We start from the raw sequence: 24,343 nt of genomic DNA, 5'->3' as shown, positions 1-24,343 counted from the left end.
AGGGCTTGCGCAGGCTTGGCGTTTGAATGTTAGCTCTCAAAGGTGGATGACAGGCTGCGGCCAGCATCCGGACAACAGGATCAGTCAAAACTGACCAAGGGAACGACGATGAAATTGCTCAAGGCTTTAGGTCTCGGCCTGCTTGCCTCTTCTCTCGCCATGGGCGGAGCGGCCGCGCAGGAGAGGACCGTCAAGATCGCCACGGAAGGCGCCTACGCCCCCTGGAACTTCACGGGTGCGGGCGGCAAGCTCGAAGGCTTCGAGATCGATCTGGCCAACGATCTGTGCGGCCGCATGAAGGTCAAGTGCGAGATCGTGGCTCAGGACTGGGACGGCATCATTCCGGCGCTCCAGGCCAAGAAGTACGACGCCATCATGGCCGGCATGAACATCACCGACAAGCGTCTTGAGACGATCAGCTTCTCCCGTCCCTATGCGTCCGGTCTCCATGGCTGGGGCGCGATGAAGGACTCTCCCCTCGCGAAGCTTGCCGGCGAAGGCAGGCGGTTCAGCCTCGACAAGGATGCGGACGCCGCAAAGGCGATGATCGAGCAGTGGAAGCCGCTCCTGAAGGGAAAAACCATCGGGGTCCAGACCGCGACCGTGAACTCCCAGTTCCTGGAAAAGTATCTCAAGGACACCATCACCATCCGTGAATACAAGACCACGGAGCAGCACGACCTCGATCTCTCCGCAGGCCGTGTCGATGCGATCTTCGCGGCCCATTCGTCCCTGAAGGCGACGACGGAGAAGCCGGAGTTCAAGGATATGGTGATCGCCGGCGGCGGAGTGAGCGGCGACGTGCTCGGGCGCGGCGTGGCGGTCGGCCTGCGCAAGGACGATGCCGAGCTCAAAGCCATGTTCGACAAGGCCGTCCAGGCCGCCATCGCGGACGGAACCGTCCAGAAGCTCACGCAGCAATGGTTCAAGGTCGACATGACGCCGCAAAGCTGACAAGAGCGTGCCCATCCGGCGCGGCGACAGCCGCGCCGGATGGGGCCGTGAGCGTGAACGGCACCGGATATGACAGATAGCGGGCTCGTCCTCCGCCGCGCGGAAGGTAGGCCATTCAGGAAAGTTGAGACGCGTGCAGCAGCTGAGCTATTTCGAACTCGTCGGGTTCGGCCCCCAGGGGTGGGGATGGGCTCTTCTCACCGCGACAGGCATGACGATTGCGGTCGCCATATGCGGCTTCCTTGCGGGCTCCGTCGTCGGAACCCTGGTGGCCTGGGGGAAGATCGGGGGTAACGTCGTCATCCGCAGCATAGCCGACGGGTACACCACGGTTCTTCGCGGCATTCCCGATCTGCTCGTCATCTACCTGTTCTATTTCGGGGGCAGCGCGGCGCTCGGCGCCATCGGCAGCCTTTTCGGCGCCGACGGCTTCATCGGAGTGCCAGCCTTCGCCACGGGCGCCATGGCCATTGGGATCGTGTCCGGCGCCTATCAGGCGGAGGTTTTCCGCGGCGCCTACCAGGTGGTCAGCCGCGGCGAGCTGGAAGCCGCCCGCTCGGTCGGCATGCACCGCTGGCTTATGTTCCGCCGCATCATCGCCCCGCAGGTTCTGCGCTACGCCATTCCGGGCCTCGGCAACACCTGGCAGCTCGTGCTGAAGGAATCGGCCTTGATCTCCGTGACGGGCCTCGTCGAGCTCCTGCGCCAGTCGCACATCGCGGCAGGCTCCACGCGCCGCCCCTTCGACTTCTACCTCACGGCGGCGGTGCTCTACCTGCTCATCACCTGGGTTTCGACCTATCTGTTCCAGCGCGCGGAGACCCACTCGCTGCGTGGCATGCGGAGGGCTTCCTGATGGACTTCGCCTTCATGCGGGATGCCTTCCTGACCCTCATGGCCGGGGTTCCGCTGACCCTGAACCTGGCCCTCACGTCCATCGTGTTCGGCGCGATCTTCGCCATGCTGCTGGCCGTGATGCGCATGTCGGGGCTCAAGATCCTCGACTGGCCGGCGCAGGCCTATGTGTTCGTGTTTCGCGGCACCCCGCTGCTCGTGCAGATCTTCCTGATCTATTACGGCCTCGGGCAGTTTCGCCCGACCTTGCAGGAATGGGGCCTGTGGACCTTTTTCCGCGAGCCCTTCTGGTGCGCCGTTCTGGCGCTCACCCTCAACACGGCGGCCTACGGCAGCGAGATCATTCGCGGCGGATTGCAATCCGTGCCGCACAATCAGGTCGAAGCGGCGCGGGCCTGCGGCATGTCGGGCTTTCTGCTCTTCCGGCGCGTCATCTTCCCCATCGCGGTCCGCCAGGCCCTTCCGGCCTATGGCAGCGAGATCATCCTCATGGTGAAGGCCACGTCGCTGGCCTCGATCATCACCATGATGGAAGTGACGGGTCTTGCGGCCAAACTGATCTCGCAGACCTTCCGCGCCGTCGAGGTCTTCATCGTCGCGGGCCTGATCTACCTCGTGCTCAACTTCATCATCACGCGCATCATCATGGCCATCGAATGGTGGCTCTCGCCTCACCTGCGCCGCCCGCCGGCCGTGGAGCCGCGCCTGGAGGCTGCCCATGTCTAACGGAGTTGCATCCTTGTCGCCCCAATCCGCTCCCGCCGTCTCGGTTCACAATCTCCGCAAGAGCTTCGGATCCCTCGAGGTTCTGAAAGGAGTGTCGCTTGAGGCTCGCGAAGGCGACGTGATCTCGATCCTCGGCGCGTCGGGCTCCGGAAAATCGACCATGCTCCGCTGCATCAACATGCTGGAAGTGCCGGATTCCGGCGACATCCGCATCGGCGGCGAGACGATCGGCCTGAAGAAGGGCCGCAAGGGCATGCAGCCGGCGGATCAGGGCCAGGTGGATCGCATCCGCTCCCGCGTCGCCATGGTGTTCCAGAGCTTCAACCTCTGGTCCCACATGACGATCCTGGAGAACGTAATCGAGGCGCCCGTGCACGTGCAGAAGCGCCCGAAGGCGGAATGCATCGCCGAGGCGGAGGAGCTGCTGGCGAAGGTCGGCATCGTCGACAAGCGCAACCAGTACCCCTCGCACCTGTCCGGCGGCCAGCAGCAGCGCGCCGCCATCGCGCGGGCGCTGGCCATGCATCCCAAGGTGATGCTGTTCGATGAGCCGACCTCGGCGCTCGACCCGGAACTCGTCGGCGAAGTGCTCCGCGTCATGCGCTCGCTTGCCGAGGAAGGCCGCACCATGCTGGTGGTGACCCACGAGATGGGGTTCGCCCGCGACGTGTCGAACCGGGTCGTGTTCCTGCACAAGGGCGTTGTGGAGGAGGAAGGGGCTCCGACGGACGTGTTCGGCGCTCCGAAATCCGAGCGCTTCAAGCAGTTCATTTCCAGCCACCGGTAGCCGATAGATCTTGGCGCGTTCGGTGTCATCACCTGCGCTCCGCAGGACGGGGATGGAGATCCACGGTTAAGCGCTGTTCTATGCACTCGCTTCGCTCACCGGGGATGACACATCTGTCGCTGCCGAACGGGAGCCGGATACACGAAGGGCGAGGCGGATGCCGCCTCGCCCTTTCCTTTTAGCGCCCTTCGATCCTTCGGACCGGATGCTGCGAAGGCGGCAGGATGGTGGGGTTTGCACCAGGCCCCGGCGAGCCCGTCACAGGACCGCGCCAGTCATAGGACCTGGGCTGGGGGTGCGAGCGGCCGAGGAGCAGGCTCAGCACGGCCGGCACCGCGAGGATCAGGAGCGAGACGAGGCCCCACACGAACACGACGGCTCCGAGCCCCAGGCTTCTCAGCACCGCAAAAGCCCAGGACAGCCACTCGACGCTCTCGGGATGTCCCGTGACGATGTCGGCATTGCGGGCCGCGACGCCTCCGAAGAAGTCGAGCAGGCCGTAGGCGCCCCAGGCGAACAGCGACCAGACCGCAACGGCGATCCAGGCCATAACCCACAGAAGACGCCTCATGTCAGCGCTCCTCGACCCGGATGGCCGTGCCGTCGATCTCGCGAGGACCGCGCTTGGTGATGCCCAGATGCTCGTGGATGATCCGCAGGTTGCGCTCGTTCGACTTGAAGAAGACGTCGAACAGGTCGCCTGCGAACGGAACGGCGCCGATGGCCGTATCGACGGCCACGTTGCCGATCATCCGGGCGATCTTCCAGCGCGGCAGGCCGAGCTGGCGGGCTTCCCAGATGATGTAGCTTGCCAGAGCGGCCGAGAGCGCATCGCCGATGCCAGGCACGAGGCCGAGCACCGCATCCAGGCCGACGCGGCGATTCAACCCTGGGATGACGAATGCGCTGTCCATGAGCTTTGCCACCATCGTGACACGCGCAATCGCGTCCTCCCGGCGGGGGCCGGCGGCCTTGATGGCTTCGAAAACATCGCTGCGGGCAGTGTTCATTCCAGTCTCCAGACGGCCGGACCATCCCGGCGCGACAAGCCCTGATGTGTGGATCACGAAGCGCGTCCGCAAGAGCTAGCGCATTGTTATGTCGAAACTAATCCAAAATTTCTTCGCTCCGGAAACCTTATGGGCCAAAGCTTTGCCAAGCTATCGCCTTGTTTGGTCCCTCAAGTCCTGTGCGGCGTTGTTGCACAATGCCAAGCTTACTTTAGGTAGCCTGCCCCAGCGTTGAAAAACGCAACCGTCAGTTCACTGACCAATAAGACACGAGTGCCGTTGGGAGGACCATTTCGGCGGCTGCAAACCTGTGGGGGCTCAACACGGGGAGAACCCGATGAGCACTAATTCCCGATTTCGTCCTGCGTCCCGGCTGGCCTTCATGACCGGTGCGCTTCTGCTGGGAATGTCGCCGGCTTCGCTCAGGGCCGGCGATGGTGACGGAGCATTCATCCCTCCGGCTCAATATGTCAGCCTGCCGTCCAACGCCACCGTTACCGATCCCGGCGCCACCGGGAGCCTGCCGGATGCCCGAACCCTCTCGGGCTTCTCGTCCCTTGTGTCGCAAGGAACCATCACGCTGCGCGCAAGCGCCCCGACGAACTGCGTCCCGGGCAATCTGCGCGAGGTCGTTGCAGCCGTTGCGGCCAAGTTCGGACCCGTCAGCGTCGAATCCACCCACCGCAATCGCAGCCGAAACTGGCGCGCCGGCGGTGCCCGTCAGTCCTTGCACCTGTCCTGCCGAGCCATCGACTTCAGGGTTCGGACCCGCACCCGTGGCGTCATGGCCTACCTGCGGTCCCGCCCTGAAGTGGGGGGCCTGAAGATCTATGGGAACGGCATCATCCATATCGACAACGGAGAACGCCGCTCCTGGTGATGATCGTTATCGTTCAACAGAAGCCTGCAGGCGCTGCCTCTCGATGAGGGCACGCCTGCAGGCTTCGCTGGTTGCAGGTGAAGCTGGCGATCTTGCAAAAGCCGCAACAGCATAGCGTGATGTTCGAGACTTTCACCCACCGTCGAATCGAAACGTCCGAGGCCGTCATCAACCTGCGTCACGCAGGAAACGGCCCGCCTGTGCTTCTGCTGCATGGGCATCCGCAAACCCACGTCATGTGGCACCGGGTGGCTCCCCGGCTGGCAGAGCATTACACCGTCGTCTGCGCAGACCTGCGCGGCTATGGCGACAGCTCGAAGCCGCCGACGACCGAGGATCACGAGCCCTATTCCAAACGGGCCATGGCGCGCGATCAGGTGGAGGTGATGCAGGCCCTCGGGTTCGAACGCTTCGCGGTTGTCGGCCACGACCGTGGCGGGCGCTGCGCCTATCGCATGGCGCTCGATCACCCGGAGCGGATCGCCGCCCTCTCGGTCCTGGATATCCTCCCGACCGCCGAGCACTTCCGGCGCACGGACATGGCCTTCGCCATGGGATACTGGCACTGGTTCTTTCTCGCCCAGCCCTACCCCATTCCTGAGCGCATGATCGCGTCGGATCCCGACGTTTTCTACCTTCGCCGGGGACGCTCGCTCTTCGATGAGGCGGCGCTGGCCGAGTACCGGCGCTGCTTTACGGATCCTGGGACGATACACGCCATGTGCGAGGATTACAGGGCCGGCGCGACCATGGATATGCGCCTGGATGAGCGGGATCAGCAGGCAGGCCGGCGGATCGCCTGCCCGGTTCAGGCTCTCTGGGGCCGGCAGAATGGCCTGGAGCGGTGGTACGACGTGCTCGCCGTCTGGCGCGACTGGGCCGACCAAGTGGAAGGACACGGCATCGATTGCGGCCACTATCTCGCCGAAGAAGCGCCGGAGGAGACGCTTGCTGCGCTGGAGCCGTTTCTGGCGAGGGCCTTAAAGGCTTAGGCTGACCGTCCCGGACGGCGGAGACGATCCGGGATCGCGCGTGGAATGAAGCCGGAACCTCCGCTGTCATCCCCGCGCAGGCGAGGCTCCGGAATCACGCCGGTCGCAGGAGATGGCGGCGCGCCCTGCTCTTGTTCTGCACCGTCAGCGGTCATGGATCCCCTTCCCTCGCTGACGCTTGGCCTGAGGATGACAGCGGAGCGCTGACCTGCCGGTTCTGCCCCCGCTGCTCCGCCCTCGGTGTCATTCCCGGCCGCAGCGAAGCGGAGGGGAAGGGAATCCATAGTGTTGAGCCTGATCGTGGATCCCCTTCCCGGCCTTACGGCCGCCGGGGATGACACCATCCTCGTCAGGGCCGCACTTGTTGCGGCCAAGCATGTGTTGAGCAGCGGAAACGCGAGGGTCCTCGCGGCGCTCCGTCCGGGACACCCCTTCAGCTAAATCCGGCCGACGCGCAGCGACAGAGGGAACCGGATCGTTCGCTCCTGCTCCGGGTCTCCCCAGGCCTTCGAAAGATCGCGCTGGAACCTCTCGATCGGCTCGCGCCCCAGGGCCTTCTCGGCGCCTCGCACGGCAGACCATGTGTCCACATAGCCGATGAGATCCGAGGCCCGCCAATGCACCTCGATGGCAAGGGGCGGCGCCTGCAACTCCTCGAACGGAAAGTCGAAGGAGCGGTAGCCCTCCTCCACATGGCGGCGCTCGGGCGGCCAGAACGGCCCGACGATGTCCTTGTAGAAGTGCTGAACCGTCGGATCGATCTCGGGATCGGCCTGCAGCACCCCATAGGTGATGAGAGCCAGGATCGCGCCGGGCTTCCCGACGCGCCGCGCCTCCGCATAGAAGGCGGGAAGGTCGAACCAGTGCGCCGCCTGTGCTGCCGTGATCAAATCGACGCTGATCTCGGGAAGCCCGCTCCGCTCGGCCGGCGCGACGCGATACTCCACCCGCTCATGCGCTTGCGCCTTCTCGATCTGCTGCGCGCTCGCATCGGTGGCGACGACATGGCTGAAGCACCTGCTCAGGAGCACCGACAGCTGGCCCGTGCCGCATCCCACATCGAGCGCGCAGTCGGTGGCCGCGCAGAGGCCTGCCAGATAGTCCACCAGCGTGCGCGGATAGGTGGGCCGGTAGGCCGCGTAGTCGGCCGAGCGGGTCGAGAAGTGGTCCTTGAACGACATGGCCTCTCACCCGGAGAACGGCGCGATCGTGACCCCGTTTGCTTCCAGTTTCGCCCTGACGGTCCGCGCCATGACCACCGCGCTCGGCTCGTCGCCATGAACGCAGATGGTGTCGATCTCGACCGGAATCCGTTTGCCGGAAACTGTCGTGACGGCCTTGTCCTGAACGGCACGCAGGATGCGCTCGGCCGCGAAGTCGGCATCGTGGAGGACGGAGCCGGGCTTCTTGCGGCTGGTGAGGGTGCCGTTGTCCTCATAGGTGCGATCGGCGAAGATCTCGCGCACAACCGGAATGCCGACGCCGTGCGACGCCTTCTCCATCAAGAGACCCGGCATGCACACATTCATGAGGCTTGCATCGACTCCCTTGATGGCGCGGGCAATCGCGAGAGCGAGATCCTCGTCCTCGTTCGCCATGTTGTTGAGAGCCCCGTGCACCTTCACATAAGTGACCTTGTGGCCCGCAAGCGATGCGACGGCCTGCATGGCGCCGATCTGGTAGGCGATCATGCGCTCGATCTCGGCCGGGGTGTCGCCGCGGATCATGCGGCGCCCGAAGCCATGCAGATCGTTGAAGCCGGGATGCGCCCCGACGGCCACGCCCTTGCGCTTCGCGATCTCGGCGGTCCGGAACATGATCGACGGGTCGCCTGCGTGAAATCCGCAGGCGATGTTGGCGGAGGAAACGATGTCGAGCATCGCCTCGTCGTCCCCCATGGGCCAGGGGCCGAAGCCTTCGCCCATGTCGCAGTTCAGATCAACTTTCATGCTCATCACACCAATACCGGTTGCGCCGTCTGCGCGCCTACGTGGAAAACCCGCTTGTATCGCTCGACCTCGGCCTTCGGCCCCATGGCCTTCGTCGGATTGTCCGAGAGCTTCACCGTAGGTTGACCATCGGCCGAAATCACCTTGCAGACGATGGAGATGGGATCGAGGCGCCCTTCGGGGGCAAGGCCGCGGAAGTCGTTGGTCAGAAGCGTTCCCCAGCCGTAGCCGATGCGCATGCGGCCCCGGAAATGCCGGTGGATGTTTTCGATCACGTCCACATCGAGCCCGTCGGAGAAGATGGCGAGCTTCTCCTTCGGGTTCTGCCCACGCCGTCGCCACCATTCGATGGCCTCCTCGCCACCCTCGATGGGGTCCTTGGAGTCGACGCGAATGCCGGTCCAGGCCGGCACCCAATCGGGCGCATTCTGCAGGAAGTTCGTGGTGCCGTAGGTATCCGGCAGGATGACGAGCAGGTTGCCCTCGTAATCCTCCTGCCAGTCGGACAGCACGTTGTAGGGTGCCTGAGCCAGCTTTTCGTCGGAGTTCGCCAGGGCGGCATAGACCATCGGAAGCTCATGGGCGTTGGTGCCCACGGCCTCCACCTCCTGGCGTAGCGCGATGAGGCAGTTGGAGGTGCCGAGGAAAGAGGATCCCAGCCCCTCCATCATCGCCTGCACGCACCAGTCCTGCCACAGGAAGCCGTGCCGGCGGCGCGTGCCGAAATCGGCGATGGACAGATCCGGCAGCGTCTTCAACCGCTCGATCTTTTCCCACACCCGCGTCATGGCGCGGGCATAGAGCACCTGGAGCTCGAACTTGCCCATGCCCCTGAGCACGCCGCGCGAGCGCAGCTCGTTAAGGATCGCAAGCGCCGGGATCTCCCACATGGTTGTCTCGATCCAGGGCCCGTGGAAGGTCAGCACGTACTGGCCGTCCTCCTTCTCCAGCAGGTACTCCGGAAAGCGGAAAGTCTCGAGCCAGTCCATGAATTCCGGCGAGAACATCTGCCGCTTGCCGTAGAATGTGTTGCCCCGCAGCCAGGTGGACTCGCCCCTGGTCAGGGACAGGCTGCGCACATGGTCGAGCTGCTCGCGCAGCTCCCCCACATCGATGATGTCGGCGAGGCGAATGCGGGTCGTGCGGTTATGGATGCCGAAGGTTACCTTCACGTCGCGATGACGGCGAAAGATCGTCTGCGCCATCAAGAGCTTGTAGAAGTCCGTGTCCAGAACGGACCGAACGATCGGGTCGATCTTCCAGGTATGGTTGTAGACCCTGGTCGCGATGTCTGCCATCGCCTACTCCTCGCCACTCAAAGAGGCGCGACAATAACGAAGGGCCAGCCGGGATGAAAGACTGCCGGCTACGATTAAGTGCAAGGCTCACGGCGGCAGAACATCGATTTGGATCGCGGCGTAATAAGCGGCCACATCCGCGATGTCCTCGTCCGACAGCTCTTTCGCTACAATGTTCATGGTTTCGTGCTTGCGGTCGCCGGAGCGGTATTCGGCGAGGCTTTTGACCAGATAGGGCTCGATCTGGCCGGCCAGATTGGGGGCTTCCGGGTTCTTCGACAGGCCGTCGAGGCCATGGCAGGCCTGGCAGGTTGTTATCTTCTGGCGTCCCGCGGCGGCGTCCGCAGCCTGGGCCGGATGGAACCCGAAAACGCCTAAAGGCAATCCCGCCAGAGCCAGGGCATAGATGGTCTTCATGTCGAGCTTTCCAGAGAGGAACGAGCGTGCCGCGCGGCACGCTCGCGAGGAGATGCTTACCGGCCTTCATAGGAAATGCGGTAGATCGCACCGGCCGTATCGTCGGAGACGAGCAGCGATCCGTCGGGCAGCATGGCCACATCCGTGGGACGCCCGAGATATTCCCCGTTTTCGGTCAACCACCCTTCCGCGAAGATCTGGGGCTTGTCCGCGGTTCCGTCCGGCTTGATCGGCGTGAACATCACGCGGGCCCCGATGGGCTTCGTCCGGTTCCAGGACCCGTGCTGAGCCGAGAAGATGCCGCCCTGGTAGGTCTGCGGGAACATCCTGCCCGTGTAGAACATCATGCCGAGATCGGCCGCATGAGCATCGGTTTCGGCCTGGGGCACGATTGCATCTGCGGGCACCTGATCGTCCTTGTACTCGACCGTGCGGACCGTGCCGCCGCCATAATAGGGAAAGCCGAAGTTCTGTCCCATCTCGGCGATCCGGTTGATCTCTCCGGGAGGCTGATCGTCCCCCATGCCGTCGACCTGGTTGTCGGTGAACCACAAGGATTTGTCGGCCGGGTTGAAGTCCATGCCAACCGAGTTGCGAATGCCGGTCGCATAGACCTCGCGGTTCTTGCCGTCCTGATCCATGCGGATGATGCCGCCGATGCCCGCACGCTTGTAGAGATCCATCTTTTCCTTGGGCGGCACGTTGAACGGTTGCCCGAGGGCGACATAGAGCTTGTTGTCCGCCCCGATGCGGCAGACACGGGCCGTATGATTGAAGCTTTCCTCCGTGGGAGGAATGAGATCGCCCTGCTTGGCGACCACGAAGGCGGCAACGTCCGGCCCCTCGTAGAAGAATTCGGCGGCTGGAAACTGCAGCACGCGATTCTGCTCCACCACGTAGAGAATGCCGTCGCGCGAGAAGCAGACGCCGTTCGGGATCTTGAAGGCAACCGATGGGGCGAACTGCTTCACCTCGTCGGCAACGCGATCCTTGTCGCGGTCGGTCACCACATACACGTTGTTCTTGCGGGTTCCGACGAAGACCACCCCGGCGTTGGGGCCGACGGCCATATGGCGCGCATCGGGCACGATGGCATAAAGATCGATCTTGAAACCGGCCGGGAGCTGAACGCGCTCGAGATTGCGCCGGATCGCATCGGCGCGGCGCCCTTCCTGGGCGATGGGCCTCGGCTCGGCCGTTCCGGTGCCCTGGAACGACGAGAGCTTGTCGAGATTGCTGGTCGGAGGCTGGGCTGAGGGCTGAGCAAGGCTCGATGACGCGAATGCAACAATCGACGCGGTGGCAAGCAGGACGAACTTCATCGTTTCCTCCCTTACATTGCCCCCTGGTTTGCTGCGCCGATCGGCTCGGCGTTCCTATGTTTTATTGATTTTCCGCATAATACCCAAGCTTGTGATTCTGAGGAAGAACCAAAACGAGTCAAAGAAAAGGGGCCGCGAAGCGGCCCCTTTTCTTGCCTTCCGCGGCAGAAATCAGCTCAGGTTGACCTTCGCCTGATCGCCCGGCTTCGGCGACTCTCCCGTCACCACGGCTTTGGCATATCCATACAGATGCACCAGGGTGGAGGATGGGCTGTCCCAATACTCGCCTTTCGCCGGATGGACGCGGATCAGAGCAATCTGGGGATCGTCCACGCCCTTGGGGAACCAGGCCCGCAGGGGCTCCGACCACTTCTCCTCGATCTTGGCCTTATCGCGCACGATCTCGGCCTTGCCGGAAACGGACACATAGGTCTGGCTGCCGGGGTCGCTGTAGGCCAGGTTGACCTCGTTGTCGCGCGAGATTTCCGTCATTTTAGGGGATTGGATCTGGGTGAAGAACCAGAGATCCCCATGCTCGTCGGCCTCTTGGCTGTGCATGGGACGGCTGTGGAGGGTCCCATCCGCCTCGACGGTGGTCATCATGGCGATCTTCACATCCTTGATCAGCTCGAAGAGCTTCCCGGCGTTCGGATCGTTGTGGCCGTGTTGGTGCATCGTCGTCTCCTCGATTGTATGACAGGCTCTCGGGATGTGATCGGCGAAGGCAGCCACTCGGCCGGTTGAACCGGCTCCCGAGGGATCGGTTGAACAACGGGTAAGGTCGTTTTTGGTTCGCAATCTTGCGCCGCCCTGAAAGGACCGCCTTAACGAACGCCCCCTCAGCCTATAGATGAGGGGAAAGACAGCGCCTCGATCCAGGAGAGTTGAAAAGTGGCCATCACCCGTGAGCATGTGTTGCAGGCCCTAGCCGCTGTGCCGGTCGATGCGAGCGGGACCAACCTCGTCGCGTCGGGGCGCCTTTCGGATGTGGTGGTGGACGATGCCGGCCGGGTCATGTTCTCGATCACCATAACCCCCTCCGAGGCCGCCGCCATGGAGAGCGTGCGTCAAGCCGCGGTCACGGCCGTCCAGGGCCTGCCGGCCGTCAAGGGTGTCTTTGCGAGCCTGACGGCCGACCGTCCCGGCGGTTCGGGAGCCTCAAGCCCCTCACAGGCTGCGCCCCAGCGCCCCCGATCGGCGGCTCAGCCGAAGAACCAGCGGATTCCCGGCGTGCAGCACGTGATCGCCGTCGCGTCCGGCAAGGGCGGCGTGGGCAAGTCGACGACGGCCTGCAACCTTGCCCTCGGCCTGAAGGCTCTCGGGCTGAAGGTCGGCCTTCTCGATGCCGACATCTATGGGCCCTCCGTTCCCAAGCTCCTCGGCATCCAAGGCAAGCCGCGGCTGCTCGAGAACCGGATCCTGGAGCCGATGGAGGCTTACGGTCTCAAGGTCATGTCCATCGGCTTCCTCGTGGAGGAGGAGGCCGCCATGATCTGGCGCGGCCCCATGGTGATGTCGGCGATCACCCAGATGCTGCGCGAGGTTGCCTGGAGCGACCTCGACGTGCTCGTGGTCGACATGCCGCCGGGCACCGGCGACGCGCAGCTCACCATGGCGCAGGCCACCCCCCTCGCAGGCGCCATCATCGTCTCGACCCCGCAGGATCTCGCCCTCATCGACGCCCGGCGCGGCGTGTCCATGTTCAAGCGGGTGGAGATTCCGATCCTCGGAATCATCGAGAACATGGCGACCTTCGTCTGCCCCCATTGCGGGCAGAGCTCGCACATCTTCGGGCATGGCGGGGCGCGTGACGAGGCCACGCGCCTGGAGGTTCCGTTCCTCGGCGAGGTTCCGCTCACCATGACGATCCGCGAATTGTCCGATGCGGGTCGTCCCGTCGTCGTTGCAAACCCGGAAGGGCCGCATGCCAAGATCTACAAGAATATGGCGCAGCAGGTCTGGAGCTCGCTCACGGGTGGAGCTGTCGCACGGCCGGCGCCGCGCATCGTGATCGAGTGAGCGGCATCGCCATGAGGCCGCCTGCCCTTGGGGTCATCCTGGCGGGAGGGCTCTCCCGGCGCATGGGAGGGGCCGACAAGCCCCTCTTGACCCTCGGCGGCCTCACGCTCCTGGAGCATGTGGCGCAGCGTCTTGCACCCCAGTGCCATGGCCTGATCCTCAACGCCAATGGAGATCCCTCCAGGTTCGAGCGTACAAGCATTCCCATTGTGCCGGATTCGCTGTCAGGGAGGCCGGGTCCCCTGGCCGGCATCTTGGCCGGCCTCGAATGGGCCGCCACACACTGCCGAGGAATTGAATGGATCGTCAGCGTTCCGGCGGATACGCCGTTCATCCCGGAGGACCTTGTTTTGAGGCTGCAGGACGCACGCCGGGAGGCAGGCCTGCCCCTCGCCTGCGCGGTATCGGGCGCCCAAGTTCATCATGCCATCGGCCTGTGGCCCATTCGCCTGCAGCAGGATCTGCGCAGGGCTATCGCAAAGGAAGGGATGCGACGTCTCGGAGGCTGGGCGGCGCTTCATGGCTATGCCGAGGCAGCTTGGAGCGCCGAACCGGTCGATCCATTCTTCAACATCAACACCCCTGAGGAGCTGGCTCAGGCGAAAGCCTTGTTGCGGCAGGAGAAGGTTCAGTGACCGAGCTTGATCTATCGGGGTTGAAATGCCCACTTCCGGTGCTGCGCACGCGTAAGGCGCTTCTCGCGATGACGCCGGGCCAAAGGCTGCGCGTGATCTGCACGGACCCCCTTGCCGGGATCGACGTGCCCAATCTGATCCGGGAAACCGGCGATGTCCTTGAAGAGCAGAACCAGGACCAGACCCGGATCAGCTTCCTTATCCGCAAGGCAGACCAAACGGCATGAAAAAGGCCCGGCGGTCTGCCGGGCCTGCTCTGACCAATCCGGCCGAGCTTAGGTGCTTTTGCGAAGGGAATCCTTGAGGCCGCCGATGGTGTTCTGGATCTTACCCTCGGTCTTATCCACCTTGCCTTCGCTCTCCATCTTCGTGTCGCCTAGGGCCTTGCCGAGGCCCTCTTTCACGCGACCCTTGATGTTCTTCATGCTGCCTTCGCTGCGATCATGATCCATAGCCGCTCTCCTGATTTCAAACATCGATTGCAAGGAAAACGCCCGCCGAGGAAAGAGGTTTCAGGTTAAATGTCCAATTTATTCAAGCCAAGGCATAACTCCGACCACTCTCGCTGAAAAGCCAGATCATAAAGATTATATTCTTCAGAGATCATTGCTACACTCATCCAGCAAACACCAGGATGATTTACTGCTTTTATCATAACCACTGTTATTGGCTTCATGCCTGCTATTCTTCGACATCTTCTGCCATGATTTGTGAACCTGAGATGCTGGAATACAGGTTTTTATCGAACAGCGCATGGACATACCGCTCAGCTGCGCTAGTTCGGAGCATTCCGGAATATAAATGTTATATAGTATTAGAGCGAACGAGCCTCCAGTGTCCGCCGCCACCCGTCCTCCTCAGCGTCCCCCAAAGGGCCCCAGCCGCAGGCCCCCTCATTCACCGGCCGGACACTCGGCGCTCCCGCTGGATCGCATGGCGCTTCTGGCGCACCAGCTCAAGACTCCACTGTCGACGATCAATGCCTTGGCACAAGGCCTGATGCGGCGAGCGGACCGGTTGAGCACCAACGACATACGAGGAAGGGCCGAAAAGATCTGGCGCGCCAGCCTTCGTCTCGACGAGCTGATCGAAACGATCATGTCCTACACCCGGGCCAGCGCCGGCGGGATCGTGCTCAACCCCAGCGAGTTCAATCCGGACGACCTCATCCGTCGGATCTGCCGCGAACAGGGCAATCAGGAACCTGAACGCCCTTTCCATCTCGATATTCAGGATCTTCCGGATTTCATCGTAGGGGATCCCATCCTTCTGGAGCAGGCTTTCGTCATCATCCTGTCGAACGCCATGAAATATTCGCCTCCCGATCAACCGATCGGCATTGCTGCCCGGACGGAGGAGGACATGATCCGAATTACGGTCGTGGATAAAGGGATCGGCGTTTCGGAACGCGACCTGCCCTTCCTGATGCAGCCCTTCTTCCGAGGGCAGAACGCCAAGAATCTGCCTGGGACTGGCCTGGGCCTGAGCCTCGCCTGGCACATCCTCAAGCTCCACGGGGGAGGCCTGGATATCGAAAGCGAAGAGGGCCGCGGAACCAGCGTGACGATCACCCTGCCGGAAACCAACATCACGGGCTTCAGCTACACCATCTGAACGAAGCCCCGGCTGACCCGCTCAAGGGCGAATGAGGATGCAGCGAAAATCGTTCACATTGGTGAGCGTCGGGCCGGTGACGACGAGCCGGCCGAGATGCGCGAAGGCCGTATAGGCATCGTTCCCATCGAGATGGGCCTCCAGGTCGATGCCCTTCGCGCGGGCGCTCTCGAACAGGGTGCCGTCAAACCAGGCGCCCGCATTGTCCTCCGATCCGTCGATCCCATCCGTATCGCAGGCAATGGCGGCGACCCTGCCTTGATCCTTCAGCGCAAGGGCGAGGGACAACAGGAACTCCGCATTGCGGCCGCCACGTCCCTGACCGCGCACCGTCACTGTCGTCTCGCCACCGGACAGCAGGACGCAGGGCGCCTGTGCAGGCTCCCCATGCATGAGGACGGAGCGGGCGATGCCGGCCATCACGCGCCCTACCTCCCGCGCCTCACCCTCAAGGGCATCCCCGAGAATGAGCGGAGTGAGCCCCAGTTCACGAGCCTTCGCGGCCGCGGCGTCCAGCGCCATCTTGGGCGTCGCCAGCATGTGAACCGCTCCGCCGGCCGGCACCTCCCTCACCGCGTTGGACCTGATCGCCTCGACGATAGGGGCCGGCACGGCGATGCCGTATTTCCGCAAGATCGCAAGAGCGGCATCCGGATCGACCGGCTCGGGGATCGTGGGACCGGAGCCGATGCTGGAAGGATCGTCGCCCGGCACATCGGAGATCAGGTAGGTCACGAGCTGCGCCTGGCCTATGCTTGCCGCCAACCGGCCTCCCTTGATGGCGGAGAGCGATTTGCGCACGAGGTTCATCTCGCCGATCGGCGCGCCGGATTTCAGCAGGGCGCGATTGATGGCCTGCTTGTCGGCCAGCGTTACCCCCTCGGCAGGCAGCGACAGGAGCGCCGAGGCTCCGCCGGAGATCAGGCAGACGACGAGATCGTCCGGACCTGCCGTCCGGGCCAGCGCCAGAATGCGCCCCGCCGCCTGCAATCCTGCCTCGTCGGGAACCGGATGCGATGCCTCGACGATCTCGATGGACCGCGCCGGCACCGCGTGCCCGTAACGGGTGACCACGAGGCCCTCGCACGTTCCGCCGTCACGGCCCCAGGCCTCCTCGAAGGCGGCCGCCATGCGGGCCGAGGCTTTGCCCGCGCCGAGGACGATCGTTCGGCCCTTCGGCTTGGGCGGCAGGCATCCGTTGAATTTTCCATCCGGAAGCGCGGCGTTCAGGGCCGTGTCGAACAACATGTGGAGGATTTCGGTGTCGTTTGGCATGGCGCCACTTTACGTGAGAAATCATGGCCGTGAAGACCGGCCTTTGAAGAATGCACACGGAGTCCGTCGAACGCCGGCAAAGCTCCTGGAAGCCGTTACGGGACTGTGCTTAAAGACGTGCCGTTAGCCGTCTCGCTTTATGCCTGCGAAGGATGATGCCCCGATGCTCCGCATAGTCTTGCCCTTACCTTGTCCTTATCCTGGGGACCGGGCATGAAGCCTCTCTCTCAGCTGTCGCTGGATCAGGCACGTGCCATTCGCGTGGTGCTGACCGATATCGATGACACCGTGACGACGGAAGGAATGCTGACGGCAAGCGCCTATGCGGCGCTCGAACGCCTTCACCAAGCCGGCTTTCTGGTCATTCCCGTAACCGGGCGACCGGCGGGCTGGTGCGATCACATCGCCCGCATGTGGCCGGTGGATGCGGTGGTCGGCGAGAACGGCGCCTTCTATTTCCGCTACGACCGCGAGCGGAAGACGATGCGGCAGCATTTCTGGGCCAAGCCCGACGAGCTGAAGCAGAACCGGGCCAAGCTCGATGCCATCGAGCGGGAAGTGCTCGCAACGGTGCCCGGATCGGCGCTTGCCAGCGATCAGGCCTATCGCATTGCGGATCTTGCCGTCGATTTTTGCGAGGATGTGCCTCCTTTGCCGGAAACGGACGTGGACAGGATCGTGGCGGTCTTCGAGCGCGCCGGTGCACAGGCCAAGGTCAGCTCCATCCACGTCAACGGCTGGTTCGGCGACTACAACAAGCTGAGCATGGCCAAGACCCTGCTGGCCGATGTGTTCGGGATCGGATGGGACGAGGCTAAAGCGAGCGTGGTTTATGCAGGCGACTCCCCGAACGACGAGCCGATGTTCGCGGCCTTTCCCTTGAGTGTCGGCGTTGCCAACATCCATGCCTTCGCCCATCGCCTGAAGAGCAAGCCGGCCTACATCACGCAAGGCCACTCCGGCGAGGGGTTCGCGGAGCTGGCAGCCCTGCTGCTGGAGGCGAAGAGCGGGCAGGCCCGCTAGAGCCGGCCGCCCCACTGAATTTTCAAGCATTGAAGCCCGGCAGTAGACCACTGCCGGGCTTCATTGTGGTTGGGTCTACATTCCTGCGAGGCAGACATACTTGATTTCGAGGAAGCCCTCGATGCCGTACTTGGAGCCCTCGCGACCCAGGCCCGACTGCTTCACGCCGCCAAACGGCGCCATCTCGTTGGCAAGGGCTGGGGTGTTCACTCCCACCATCCCGCTCTCCAGCGCCTCCGCCACGCGCCACACGCGAGCCATGTCCTTGGCGTAGAAGTACGAGGCCAGGCCGAATTCCGAGTCGTTGGCCATGGCAATCACCTCCGCCTCATCCTTGAAGGTGATGATGGGCGCCAAGGGCGCAAAGGTCTCTTCCTTCGTCACCTTCATCGCCTGCGTCACGCCCGCCATGACGGTGGGCTCGAAGAACGTGCTGCCCAAGCTGGAGCGCTTGCCGCCCACCAGGAGCCTGCCGCCCTTGGCAAGGGCGTCGGCCACATGCTCCTCCATCTTGGCCACGGCCCGGTCGTCGATCAGCGGCCCCATGGCCACGCCGGCTTCCGTGCCCCGTCCGAGCTTCAGGCTTCCGGCCTTGGCCGCGAGCTTCTCCGCAAAGGCCTCGGCGATGCTCTCCTGCACGTAGATGCGGTTGGCGCAGACGCAGGTCTGGCCGGCATTGCGGAACTTGGAGGCCATCGCCCCGTCCACCGCTGCATCGAGATCCGCATCGTCGAACACGATGAAGGGCGCATTGCCGCCAAGCTCCAGCGACAGGCGCTTGATGCCGTCGCCCGCTTCCTTCATGAGCCAGCGGCCCACATTGGTGGAGCCGGTGAAGGTGATCTTGGCCACCTTCGGGTTGCGGCAGAACTCCTCTCCGATGGGCTTGGCGTCATTGGTGGTGATCACCGAGAAGGCGCCTTTGGGCACCCCTGCCCGTTCGGCCAGCACCGCCAGCGCCAAGGCGGAGAGCGGTGTCTGGGCTGCGGGCTTGAGCACCATGGTGCAGCCCGCGGCGAGCGCAGGCCCCACTTTCCGGGTGATCATGCCATTGGGAAAGTTCCAGGGCGTGATGGCCGCGCACACGCCGACCGGCTGCTTGAGCACCACGATGCGCTGGCCAGGGTTGGCGCCGGGAATGACGTCGCCGTCGATGCGCTTGGCTTCCTCGGCGAACCACTCGATGTAGGCGGCATTCGAGATCACCTCGCCCTTGGCCTCAGCCAGCGGCTTGCCCTGCTCGGTGGTGAGGATGAGGGCGAGGTCGTCGGCGTTCTCGACGATGAGATCATACCAGCGTCGCAGGATCTGGCTGCGCTCCTTGGCGGTGCGCCGGGCCCATTCCTTCTGCACCTCATGGGCCTTGTCGATGGCCTGCCGGGCAATCTCGGGGCCGAGATCCGGCACCTCCAGAATGACGGCGCCGTCGAACGGATCGGTGACCGGGATCGTCTTGCCGTCAGGGGCATCGATCCACTCGCCCGCCGCATAGGCTTGCCCCACCAGCAGGGACGGATCCTTCAGATCGAGAACACGGCGGTCCAAGGGCTTGGCATGTGCAGTCATCGGGAGGCTCCAACCTAGACACTGTGAGGAGGAAAAGCTGGAGGAGATATAAGGGCTGGCTCCAGGCTTGTGAACCGCACCCTCTGCGGGGCAGGATTACCGGCAGAGCAGCCGGGCTTCTGAAAAACCTTAACGCACGATGCCTTAAAATGCGGCAGAATGTTAAGAATATCTGCGACTTAAGGATGACCCCCTTTCACATTGATAAGGGCGAAACTGTCTGTACCTTTCTTGACCATCGCCACGGGTGCTCAGACACTGCGGCTCAAGCAACGGCAGGGTCGATCTGCCTGGACAATAAGGGAAGAAAATCAATGCGAGTCCTCAACAAGCTTCTGTTTGCCCTCAGCTGCACGGTCATGGCGCAGTCAGCTATGGCTCAGCAGGCCTCGGACGGCGTGGTGAAGATCGGCATCCTGAACGACCAGTCCGGCGTCTATGCGGATTTCGGCGGCAAGTCCTCCGTCGAGGCGGCCCGCATGGCGGTGCAGGATTTCGGCGGCAAGGTTCTGGGCGTTCCGGTCGAGATCGTGAGCGCCGACCACCAGAACAAGCCTGACGTGGCGGCCAGCGTCGCCCGGCAGTGGTATGACACGGAAAAGGTCGACTCCATCATGGAGCTGACCACCTCGTCCGTGGCTCTCGCGGTCCAGGGCCTGTCCAAGGACAAGAAGAAGATCACCATGACCACCGGCGCGGCGACGACGGATCTCACGGGCAAGCAATGCTCGCCTTACGGGTTCCATTGGGCCTACGACACCCATGCGCTTGCGGTCGGCACCGGCGGCGCGCTGGTGGAGAACGGCGGCAACAAGTGGTTCTTCCTCACTGCCGACTATGCCTTCGGCTACTCCCTCGAGGAACAGACTTCGAAATTCGTGAAATCGAAGGGCGGCCAAGTTGTTGGCGCCGTTCGTCATCCTTTGTCGGCTTCCGACTACTCGTCCTTCCTGCTGCAGGCGCAAAGCTCCGGCGCCAATGTGGTCGGCATGGCCAATGCGGGCCTCGATACCGCAAACGCCATCAAGCAGGCGGCAGAGTTCGGCATCACCCAGGGCGGCACGCGCCTGGCGGCGCTGCTCTTCACGCTGGCCGAGGTGAAGGGCCTGGGCCTTCAGGCGGCGCAGGGCCTGACGCTCACCGAAGGCTGGTACTGGGATCAGAGCGACGAGAACCGCGCCTTTGCCAAGAAGTTCATGGACAAGACCGGCCGTATGCCGAACATGATCCATGTGGGCACCTATTCCGCCGTGACGCAGTATCTCAAGGCGATCCAGAAGGCCGGAACGGACGCGACCGAGCCGGTTGCCAAGGCCCTGCATGAAATGCCGGTTCAGGACGTCTTCGCCAAGAACGGCAAGGTGCTGCCCAACGGCCGCATGGTGTACGACATGTATCTCTTCCAGGTGAAGAAGCCGGGAGAAAGCAAGAGCGAATGGGACATGTACACCCAGCTCGCCAAGATCCCGGGCGACACCGCCTACATGAAGGCTGCGGACAGCGGCTGCCAGGTCACGCAGTAAGCTTGCGCGACAACAGGGTGGGGGCGGCATAAGCTGTCCCCACCATCCGTTTGCTTCCTGGCGATAGCAGGTGCGAGCACTTCGCGCTCACCTGCTATCGCCTCCTCATTGCAAGAGAGTGTCGGCCTTAAATATGGTCAGTACCCAACCAATTCTGAGCGCCACCGGGCTTACGATGGAGTTTCGCGGCTTCCTGGCCGTGAAGGATGTGACCCTTTCCGTCAACGAAGGAACGATCCACGCGCTGATCGGCCCGAACGGCGCCGGCAAGACGACCGTTTTCAACCTGCTCACGAAATTTCTCACCCCGACCCGTGGGCAGATCACGTTCAAGGGCTCGGACATCACGGGGCTGAAGCCCGCCGAAGTCGCCCGCCTGGGCCTGGTGCGCTCCTTCCAGATCTCGGCAGTGTTCCCCCATTTGACGGTGCTCGACAATGTGCGCGTGGCGCTGCAGCGCCCGTCCGGCCTTGCGACGCAGTTCTGGCGTTCCTCCAGCACGCTGTCTTCGCTGGATGAGCGGGCCCTGGAGCTGATCGATGCGGTCAATCTCTCGTCCTATAGGGATCTGCCGGCCACTGAACTGTCCTACGGCCGAAAGAGAGCGCTCGAGATTGCAACGACGCTCGCGCTCGACCCTGCCATGTTGCTCCTCGACGAGCCCATGGCCGGCATGGGGCACGAGGACATCGGCCGAATCTCCGATCTGATCCGGCGCATTGCCAAGAACCGCACGGTGCTGATGGTCGAGCACAATCTGAACGTCGTTTCCGACCTTTGCGACCGCGTCACCGTTCTGGCGCGCGGCGAGATTCTCTCCGACGGAACTTACGAAAAAGTCAGCCAGGATCCGCGCGTGCGTGAAGCCTATATGGGAACCGAGCATGAGTAGCGCTCCCCTTCTCGAAGTCCGCGGGCTCAATGCCTGGTACGGCGAGAGCCACGTCCTCCATGGTGTCGATCTCGACATCCGCGAGGGCGAAACCGTCACCTTGCTCGGCCGCAACGGCGCCGGCAAAACCACGACATTGAGGGCGATCATGGGCATCCTGCGCCGGCGCGAGGGTGTCATTCGCCTGCGCGGCAAGGACATTTTGGGCCTGCCGCTCCACAGGGTGGCCCAGGCCGGGATCGGCTATGTGCCCGAGGAGCGTGGAATCTTTGCCAGCCTGAACGTTTCCGAAAACCTGATGCTCCCGCCGACGGTGTCGGATGGGGGCATGAGCGTGGACGAGATCTACACCCTGTTTCCCAATCTCTACGAGCGGCGCTCCAGCCAAGGTACGAAGCTGTCGGGAGGCGAGCAGCAGATGCTGGCCATTGCCCGCGTGCTGCGCACCGGCGCCCGGTTCATTCTTCTCGACGAGCCCACCGAAGGCTTGGCTCCGGTGATCGTCCAACGCATCGGCGACGTGCTGGTGGCCCTGAAGAAGCGCGGCATGACCATTCTGCTCGTGGAGCAGAACTTCCGCTTTGCGAAAAAGGTTGCCGACCGCTTCTACCTGATGGAAGACGGGCGCATGGTGAACTCGTTCCCTGGGCATGAGCTCGACGCGCGCATGGACGAACTCCACGAAGTTCTTGGGGTGTAGAGGATCATGAGTACCATTTTCGGCGTTCCCGCCCCTGCCCTCTACGGCCAGATTCTCATCGGCCTCATCAACGGCTCCTTCTACGCCATGCTGAGCCTCGGGCTTGCGGTGATCTTCGGCCTTCTGCGGGTCATCAACTTCGCCCATGGCGCCCAGTACATGCTCGGCGCCTTCGCCGCCTATCTGCTGCTGACCTATACGGGCATAGGCTACTGGCCGGCTCTCGTTCTGGCGCCCCTCATCGTCGGCGCCATCGCCGTGCTGATCGAGCGTTTCATGCTGAGCCGTCTCTACGGCATAGACCCGCTTTACGGCCTCCTGCTGACCTTCGGCCTCGCCCTCATTCTGGAAGGTGCGTTCCGCCACTGGTTCGGCGCGGCAGGCCAACCCTATGCGGCCCCCCCGCAACTGACGGGAGCCCTCAACCTGGGCTTCATGTTCATGCCGATCTATCGCGGCTGGGTGGTTGTCGCCTCTCTTGTCGTGTGCATCGGCACCTGGCTTCTCATCGAGAAGACGCGCCTTGGTGCCTATCTCAGGTCGGCAACGGAAAACGCAACGCTTGTGCAAGCCTTCGGCGTGAACGTTCCGCTGCTCCTGACCCTCACCTACGGGTTGGGCGCAGCCCTTGCGGCACTTGCGGGCGTTCTGGCGGCGCCGATCTACCAGGTGAGCCCGCTCATGGGCACGAACCTGATCATCATCGTCTTTGCCGTGGTCGTCGTGGGCGGCATGGGCTCGATCCTAGGCGCCATCGTCACCGGCTACATGCTCGGCGTGCTCGAAGGATTGACGAAAGTGTTCTATCCGGAAGCGTCCAGCATTGTTATCTTCGTGGTCATGGCCATAGTTCTGCTCGTCAGGCCGGCCGGCCTCTTCGGGCGGGAGGAGTAATATCATGGCTGTCGGAACCCAATATCTCGCGGAACAGCCCAGGCTCCGCACGTCCTCCATGGTGCTGGGCCTCATCGCCATCGCGGCGCTGCTGGCGGCTCCCTTCTTTTTCTACCCCGTCATGCTGATGAGCGTGCTGTGCTTTGCGCTCTTTGCCTGCGCGTTCAATCTGCTCATCGGCTATGTCGGGCTTCTGTCGTTCGGCCATGCCGCCTTCTTCGGCGGAGCCGCCTATTTCACGGCCCACGCGGCCAAGGTGTGGGGCCTGGAGCCCCTCACCAGCATCCTGATCGGCGTTGCCGGGGCCGCCGTCATGGGCCTCATCATCGGCTTCGTGGCCATCCGGCGTCAGGGCATTTATTTTGCCATGATCACCTTGGCGCTGTCCCAGATGTTCGCCTTCATCTGCCTGCAGGTGCCCTTCACCCATGGCGAGGACGGCATCCAGGGCGTGCCGCGAGGGAATCTTCTCGGCTTGATCGACCTGAACCAGCCCTTGGCGATGTATTACGTCACGCTCGCCATCTTCCTGTTCGGCTTCTTCGCCATCTGGCGCATCGTGAACTCGCCGTTCGGCAACATCCTGAAGGCGATCCGCGAGAACGAAAGACGGGCGGTCTCGCTGGGCTACCGGGTGGACCGTTACAAGCTCGGCGCGTTCGTCATGTCGGCGGCCCTGGCGGGTCTTGCCGGCGGCACCAAGGCCATCGTGTTCCAGTTCGCGACGCTCACCGACGTGCAGTGGCAGATGTCCGGCGAGGTGATCCTGATGACGCTTCTCGGCGGCATCGGCACGATGATCGGACCCATCGTTGGAGCAGGCCTCGTCATCGCCCTGCAGAACTACCTGGCCGCCTCCGATTTCCCCGTGACGGTGCTGATCGGCATCATCTTCGTGATCTGCGTCCTGCTGTTCCGCCGCGGGATCGTCGGAGAAATCATTGAGCTCATGAGGCGTAAATCCAAAGACGCCTCGTAGGACGCAAGCACCGTAGACCCTGCTGGCGCTTAT

Annotated in this window: 27 protein-coding genes; 16 read left to right on the top strand and 11 right to left on the bottom strand. The window is 63.2% G+C overall.

What is annotated here, in order from left to right; all coding sequences use genetic code 11:
• Positions 1 to 108 precede the first annotated feature (108 nt).
• The 4 genes from JKG68_RS10045 to JKG68_RS10030 all read left to right on the top strand — a co-directional run bounded on the left by JKG68_RS10045 (position 109) and on the right by JKG68_RS10030 (position 3,322).
• The gene (locus tag JKG68_RS10045; protein WP_202058855.1) at positions 109 to 954 is read left to right on the top strand and encodes a lysine/arginine/ornithine ABC transporter substrate-binding protein; all 846 of its coding nucleotides are present in this window, start codon (positions 109 to 111) and stop codon (positions 952 to 954) included.
• Positions 955 to 1,087: 133 nt separating this feature from the next.
• A complete protein-coding gene (locus tag JKG68_RS10040; RefSeq protein WP_202058853.1) occupies positions 1,088 to 1,810 on the top strand; it encodes an ABC transporter permease in 723 nt (240 codons plus the stop codon).
• The gene (locus JKG68_RS10035; protein ID WP_202058851.1) at positions 1,810 to 2,535 is read left to right on the top strand and encodes an ABC transporter permease; all 726 of its coding nucleotides are present in this window, start codon (positions 1,810 to 1,812) and stop codon (positions 2,533 to 2,535) included. The genes JKG68_RS10040 and JKG68_RS10035 overlap by 1 nt, the downstream gene beginning before the upstream one ends.
• Entirely contained in the window at positions 2,528 to 3,322 is a 795-nt protein-coding gene (locus JKG68_RS10030) for an ABC transporter ATP-binding protein (protein ID WP_202058849.1), read from the top strand. The genes JKG68_RS10035 and JKG68_RS10030 overlap by 8 nt, the downstream gene beginning before the upstream one ends.
• Before the next feature lie 178 nt (positions 3,323 to 3,500).
• Here the strand turns inward: JKG68_RS10030 and JKG68_RS10025 are convergent, their stop codons facing one another.
• The gene (locus tag JKG68_RS10025; RefSeq protein ID WP_202058847.1) at positions 3,501 to 3,893 is read right to left on the bottom strand and encodes a hypothetical protein; all 393 of its coding nucleotides are present in this window, start codon (positions 3,891 to 3,893) and stop codon (positions 3,501 to 3,503) included.
• A gap of 1 nt (position 3,894) precedes the next feature.
• Entirely contained in the window at positions 3,895 to 4,332 is a 438-nt protein-coding gene (locus tag JKG68_RS10020; protein ID WP_202058845.1) for a DUF4112 domain-containing protein, read from the bottom strand.
• 337 nt (positions 4,333 to 4,669) lie between these two features.
• On the opposite strand from JKG68_RS10020, the gene JKG68_RS10015 reads away from it, so the two are divergent.
• On the top strand, positions 4,670 to 5,212 hold the full coding sequence (locus JKG68_RS10015) for a YcbK family protein (protein WP_202058843.1): 543 nt from the start codon (positions 4,670 to 4,672) through the stop codon (positions 5,210 to 5,212).
• A 119-nt stretch (positions 5,213 to 5,331) separates the two neighbouring features.
• Complete coding sequence (locus tag JKG68_RS10010) at positions 5,332 to 6,204, top strand: alpha/beta fold hydrolase (protein WP_202058842.1); 873 nt, start codon at positions 5,332 to 5,334, stop codon at positions 6,202 to 6,204.
• Between the two features lie 437 nt (positions 6,205 to 6,641).
• On the opposite strand, the gene JKG68_RS10005 is transcribed toward JKG68_RS10010, so the two are convergent.
• From JKG68_RS10005 to JKG68_RS09980, 6 genes are all read right to left on the bottom strand, one after another.
• Complete coding sequence (locus JKG68_RS10005; RefSeq protein ID WP_202058840.1) at positions 6,642 to 7,385, bottom strand: class I SAM-dependent methyltransferase; 744 nt, start codon at positions 7,383 to 7,385, stop codon at positions 6,642 to 6,644.
• A gap of 6 nt (positions 7,386 to 7,391) precedes the next feature.
• Positions 7,392 to 8,153, bottom strand: coding sequence for a LamB/YcsF family protein (locus JKG68_RS10000; RefSeq protein ID WP_202058838.1), 762 nt, complete (start codon positions 8,151 to 8,153; stop codon positions 7,392 to 7,394).
• A 5-nt stretch (positions 8,154 to 8,158) separates the two neighbouring features.
• Positions 8,159 to 9,451: a nicotinate phosphoribosyltransferase gene (gene pncB, locus JKG68_RS09995; protein WP_202058836.1), complete on the bottom strand. Its 1,293-nt coding sequence runs from the start codon at positions 9,449 to 9,451 to the stop codon at positions 8,159 to 8,161.
• A gap of 87 nt (positions 9,452 to 9,538) precedes the next feature.
• A complete protein-coding gene (locus JKG68_RS09990) occupies positions 9,539 to 9,868 on the bottom strand; it encodes a c-type cytochrome (RefSeq protein ID WP_202058834.1) in 330 nt (109 codons plus the stop codon).
• Positions 9,869 to 9,924: 56 nt separating this feature from the next.
• On the bottom strand, positions 9,925 to 11,190 hold the full coding sequence (locus JKG68_RS09985) for a PQQ-dependent sugar dehydrogenase (protein ID WP_202058832.1): 1,266 nt from the start codon (positions 11,188 to 11,190) through the stop codon (positions 9,925 to 9,927).
• Positions 11,191 to 11,361: 171 nt separating this feature from the next.
• Positions 11,362 to 11,865 carry a pyridoxamine 5'-phosphate oxidase family protein gene (locus tag JKG68_RS09980; protein ID WP_202058830.1) on the bottom strand — a complete coding sequence of 168 codons (504 nt, stop codon included), beginning with the start codon at positions 11,863 to 11,865 and terminating at the stop codon, positions 11,362 to 11,364.
• Between the two features lie 216 nt (positions 11,866 to 12,081).
• Here JKG68_RS09980 and JKG68_RS09975 point away from each other — a divergent pair, with 216 nt between their 5' ends.
• The 3 genes from JKG68_RS09975 to JKG68_RS09965 are packed head-to-tail and all read left to right on the top strand — an operon-like array spanning position 12,082 to position 14,071.
• Positions 12,082 to 13,209, top strand: a complete 1,128-nt coding sequence (locus tag JKG68_RS09975) for an Mrp/NBP35 family ATP-binding protein (protein WP_202058828.1) — start codon at positions 12,082 to 12,084, stop codon at positions 13,207 to 13,209.
• 11 nt (positions 13,210 to 13,220) lie between these two features.
• Positions 13,221 to 13,844 carry a molybdenum cofactor guanylyltransferase MobA gene (gene mobA / locus JKG68_RS09970; RefSeq protein WP_202058825.1) on the top strand — a complete coding sequence of 208 codons (624 nt, stop codon included), beginning with the start codon at positions 13,221 to 13,223 and terminating at the stop codon, positions 13,842 to 13,844.
• Entirely contained in the window at positions 13,841 to 14,071 is a 231-nt protein-coding gene (locus JKG68_RS09965) for a sulfurtransferase TusA family protein (protein ID WP_202058823.1), read from the top strand. The genes mobA and JKG68_RS09965 overlap by 4 nt, the downstream gene beginning before the upstream one ends.
• Before the next feature lie 48 nt (positions 14,072 to 14,119).
• Here JKG68_RS09965 and JKG68_RS09960 read toward each other — a convergent pair whose 3' ends face one another.
• Positions 14,120 to 14,296, bottom strand: coding sequence for a CsbD family protein (locus JKG68_RS09960; protein ID WP_202058821.1), 177 nt, complete (start codon positions 14,294 to 14,296; stop codon positions 14,120 to 14,122).
• Positions 14,297 to 14,777: 481 nt separating this feature from the next.
• On the opposite strand from JKG68_RS09960, the gene JKG68_RS09955 reads away from it, so the two are divergent.
• The gene (locus JKG68_RS09955; protein ID WP_202058820.1) at positions 14,778 to 15,458 is read left to right on the top strand and encodes a sensor histidine kinase; all 681 of its coding nucleotides are present in this window, start codon (positions 14,778 to 14,780) and stop codon (positions 15,456 to 15,458) included.
• 21 nt (positions 15,459 to 15,479) lie between these two features.
• On the opposite strand, the gene JKG68_RS09950 is transcribed toward JKG68_RS09955, so the two are convergent.
• Positions 15,480 to 16,733 (bottom strand): glycerate kinase type-2 family protein, encoded by a 1,254-nt coding sequence (locus JKG68_RS09950; RefSeq protein WP_202058818.1) that lies wholly within the window; start codon positions 16,731 to 16,733, stop codon positions 15,480 to 15,482.
• A gap of 213 nt (positions 16,734 to 16,946) precedes the next feature.
• On the opposite strand from JKG68_RS09950, the gene JKG68_RS09945 reads away from it, so the two are divergent.
• On the top strand, positions 16,947 to 17,756 hold the full coding sequence (locus tag JKG68_RS09945; protein WP_202058816.1) for an HAD family hydrolase: 810 nt from the start codon (positions 16,947 to 16,949) through the stop codon (positions 17,754 to 17,756).
• Positions 17,757 to 17,831: 75 nt separating this feature from the next.
• Here JKG68_RS09945 and JKG68_RS09940 read toward each other — a convergent pair whose 3' ends face one another.
• A complete protein-coding gene (locus JKG68_RS09940) occupies positions 17,832 to 19,322 on the bottom strand; it encodes an NAD-dependent succinate-semialdehyde dehydrogenase (protein WP_202058814.1) in 1,491 nt (496 codons plus the stop codon).
• Between the two features lie 359 nt (positions 19,323 to 19,681).
• Here JKG68_RS09940 and JKG68_RS09935 point away from each other — a divergent pair, with 359 nt between their 5' ends.
• From JKG68_RS09935 to JKG68_RS09915, 5 genes are all read left to right on the top strand, one after another.
• Positions 19,682 to 20,845, top strand: a complete 1,164-nt coding sequence (locus tag JKG68_RS09935) for an ABC transporter substrate-binding protein (RefSeq protein ID WP_202059013.1) — start codon at positions 19,682 to 19,684, stop codon at positions 20,843 to 20,845.
• Positions 20,846 to 20,978: 133 nt separating this feature from the next.
• Positions 20,979 to 21,737, top strand: a complete 759-nt coding sequence (locus JKG68_RS09930; protein WP_202058812.1) for an ABC transporter ATP-binding protein — start codon at positions 20,979 to 20,981, stop codon at positions 21,735 to 21,737.
• A complete protein-coding gene (locus JKG68_RS09925) occupies positions 21,730 to 22,437 on the top strand; it encodes an ABC transporter ATP-binding protein (RefSeq protein ID WP_202058810.1) in 708 nt (235 codons plus the stop codon). The genes JKG68_RS09930 and JKG68_RS09925 overlap by 8 nt, the downstream gene beginning before the upstream one ends.
• A gap of 6 nt (positions 22,438 to 22,443) precedes the next feature.
• Positions 22,444 to 23,331 (top strand): branched-chain amino acid ABC transporter permease, encoded by an 888-nt coding sequence (locus JKG68_RS09920; RefSeq protein WP_202058808.1) that lies wholly within the window; start codon positions 22,444 to 22,446, stop codon positions 23,329 to 23,331.
• Positions 23,332 to 23,335: 4 nt separating this feature from the next.
• Complete coding sequence (locus JKG68_RS09915) at positions 23,336 to 24,310, top strand: branched-chain amino acid ABC transporter permease (RefSeq protein ID WP_202058806.1); 975 nt, start codon at positions 23,336 to 23,338, stop codon at positions 24,308 to 24,310.
• Positions 24,311 to 24,343 lie beyond the last annotated feature (33 nt).

It is taken from the genome of Microvirga aerilata, assembly GCF_016743775.1.
In the GTDB taxonomy this organism is placed as follows: Bacteria; Pseudomonadota; Alphaproteobacteria; order Rhizobiales; family Beijerinckiaceae; genus Microvirga; species Microvirga aerilata.
The sequence above is the reverse complement of the archived record's forward strand: the minus strand, read 5'-3'. Positions and strand labels throughout refer to the sequence as shown.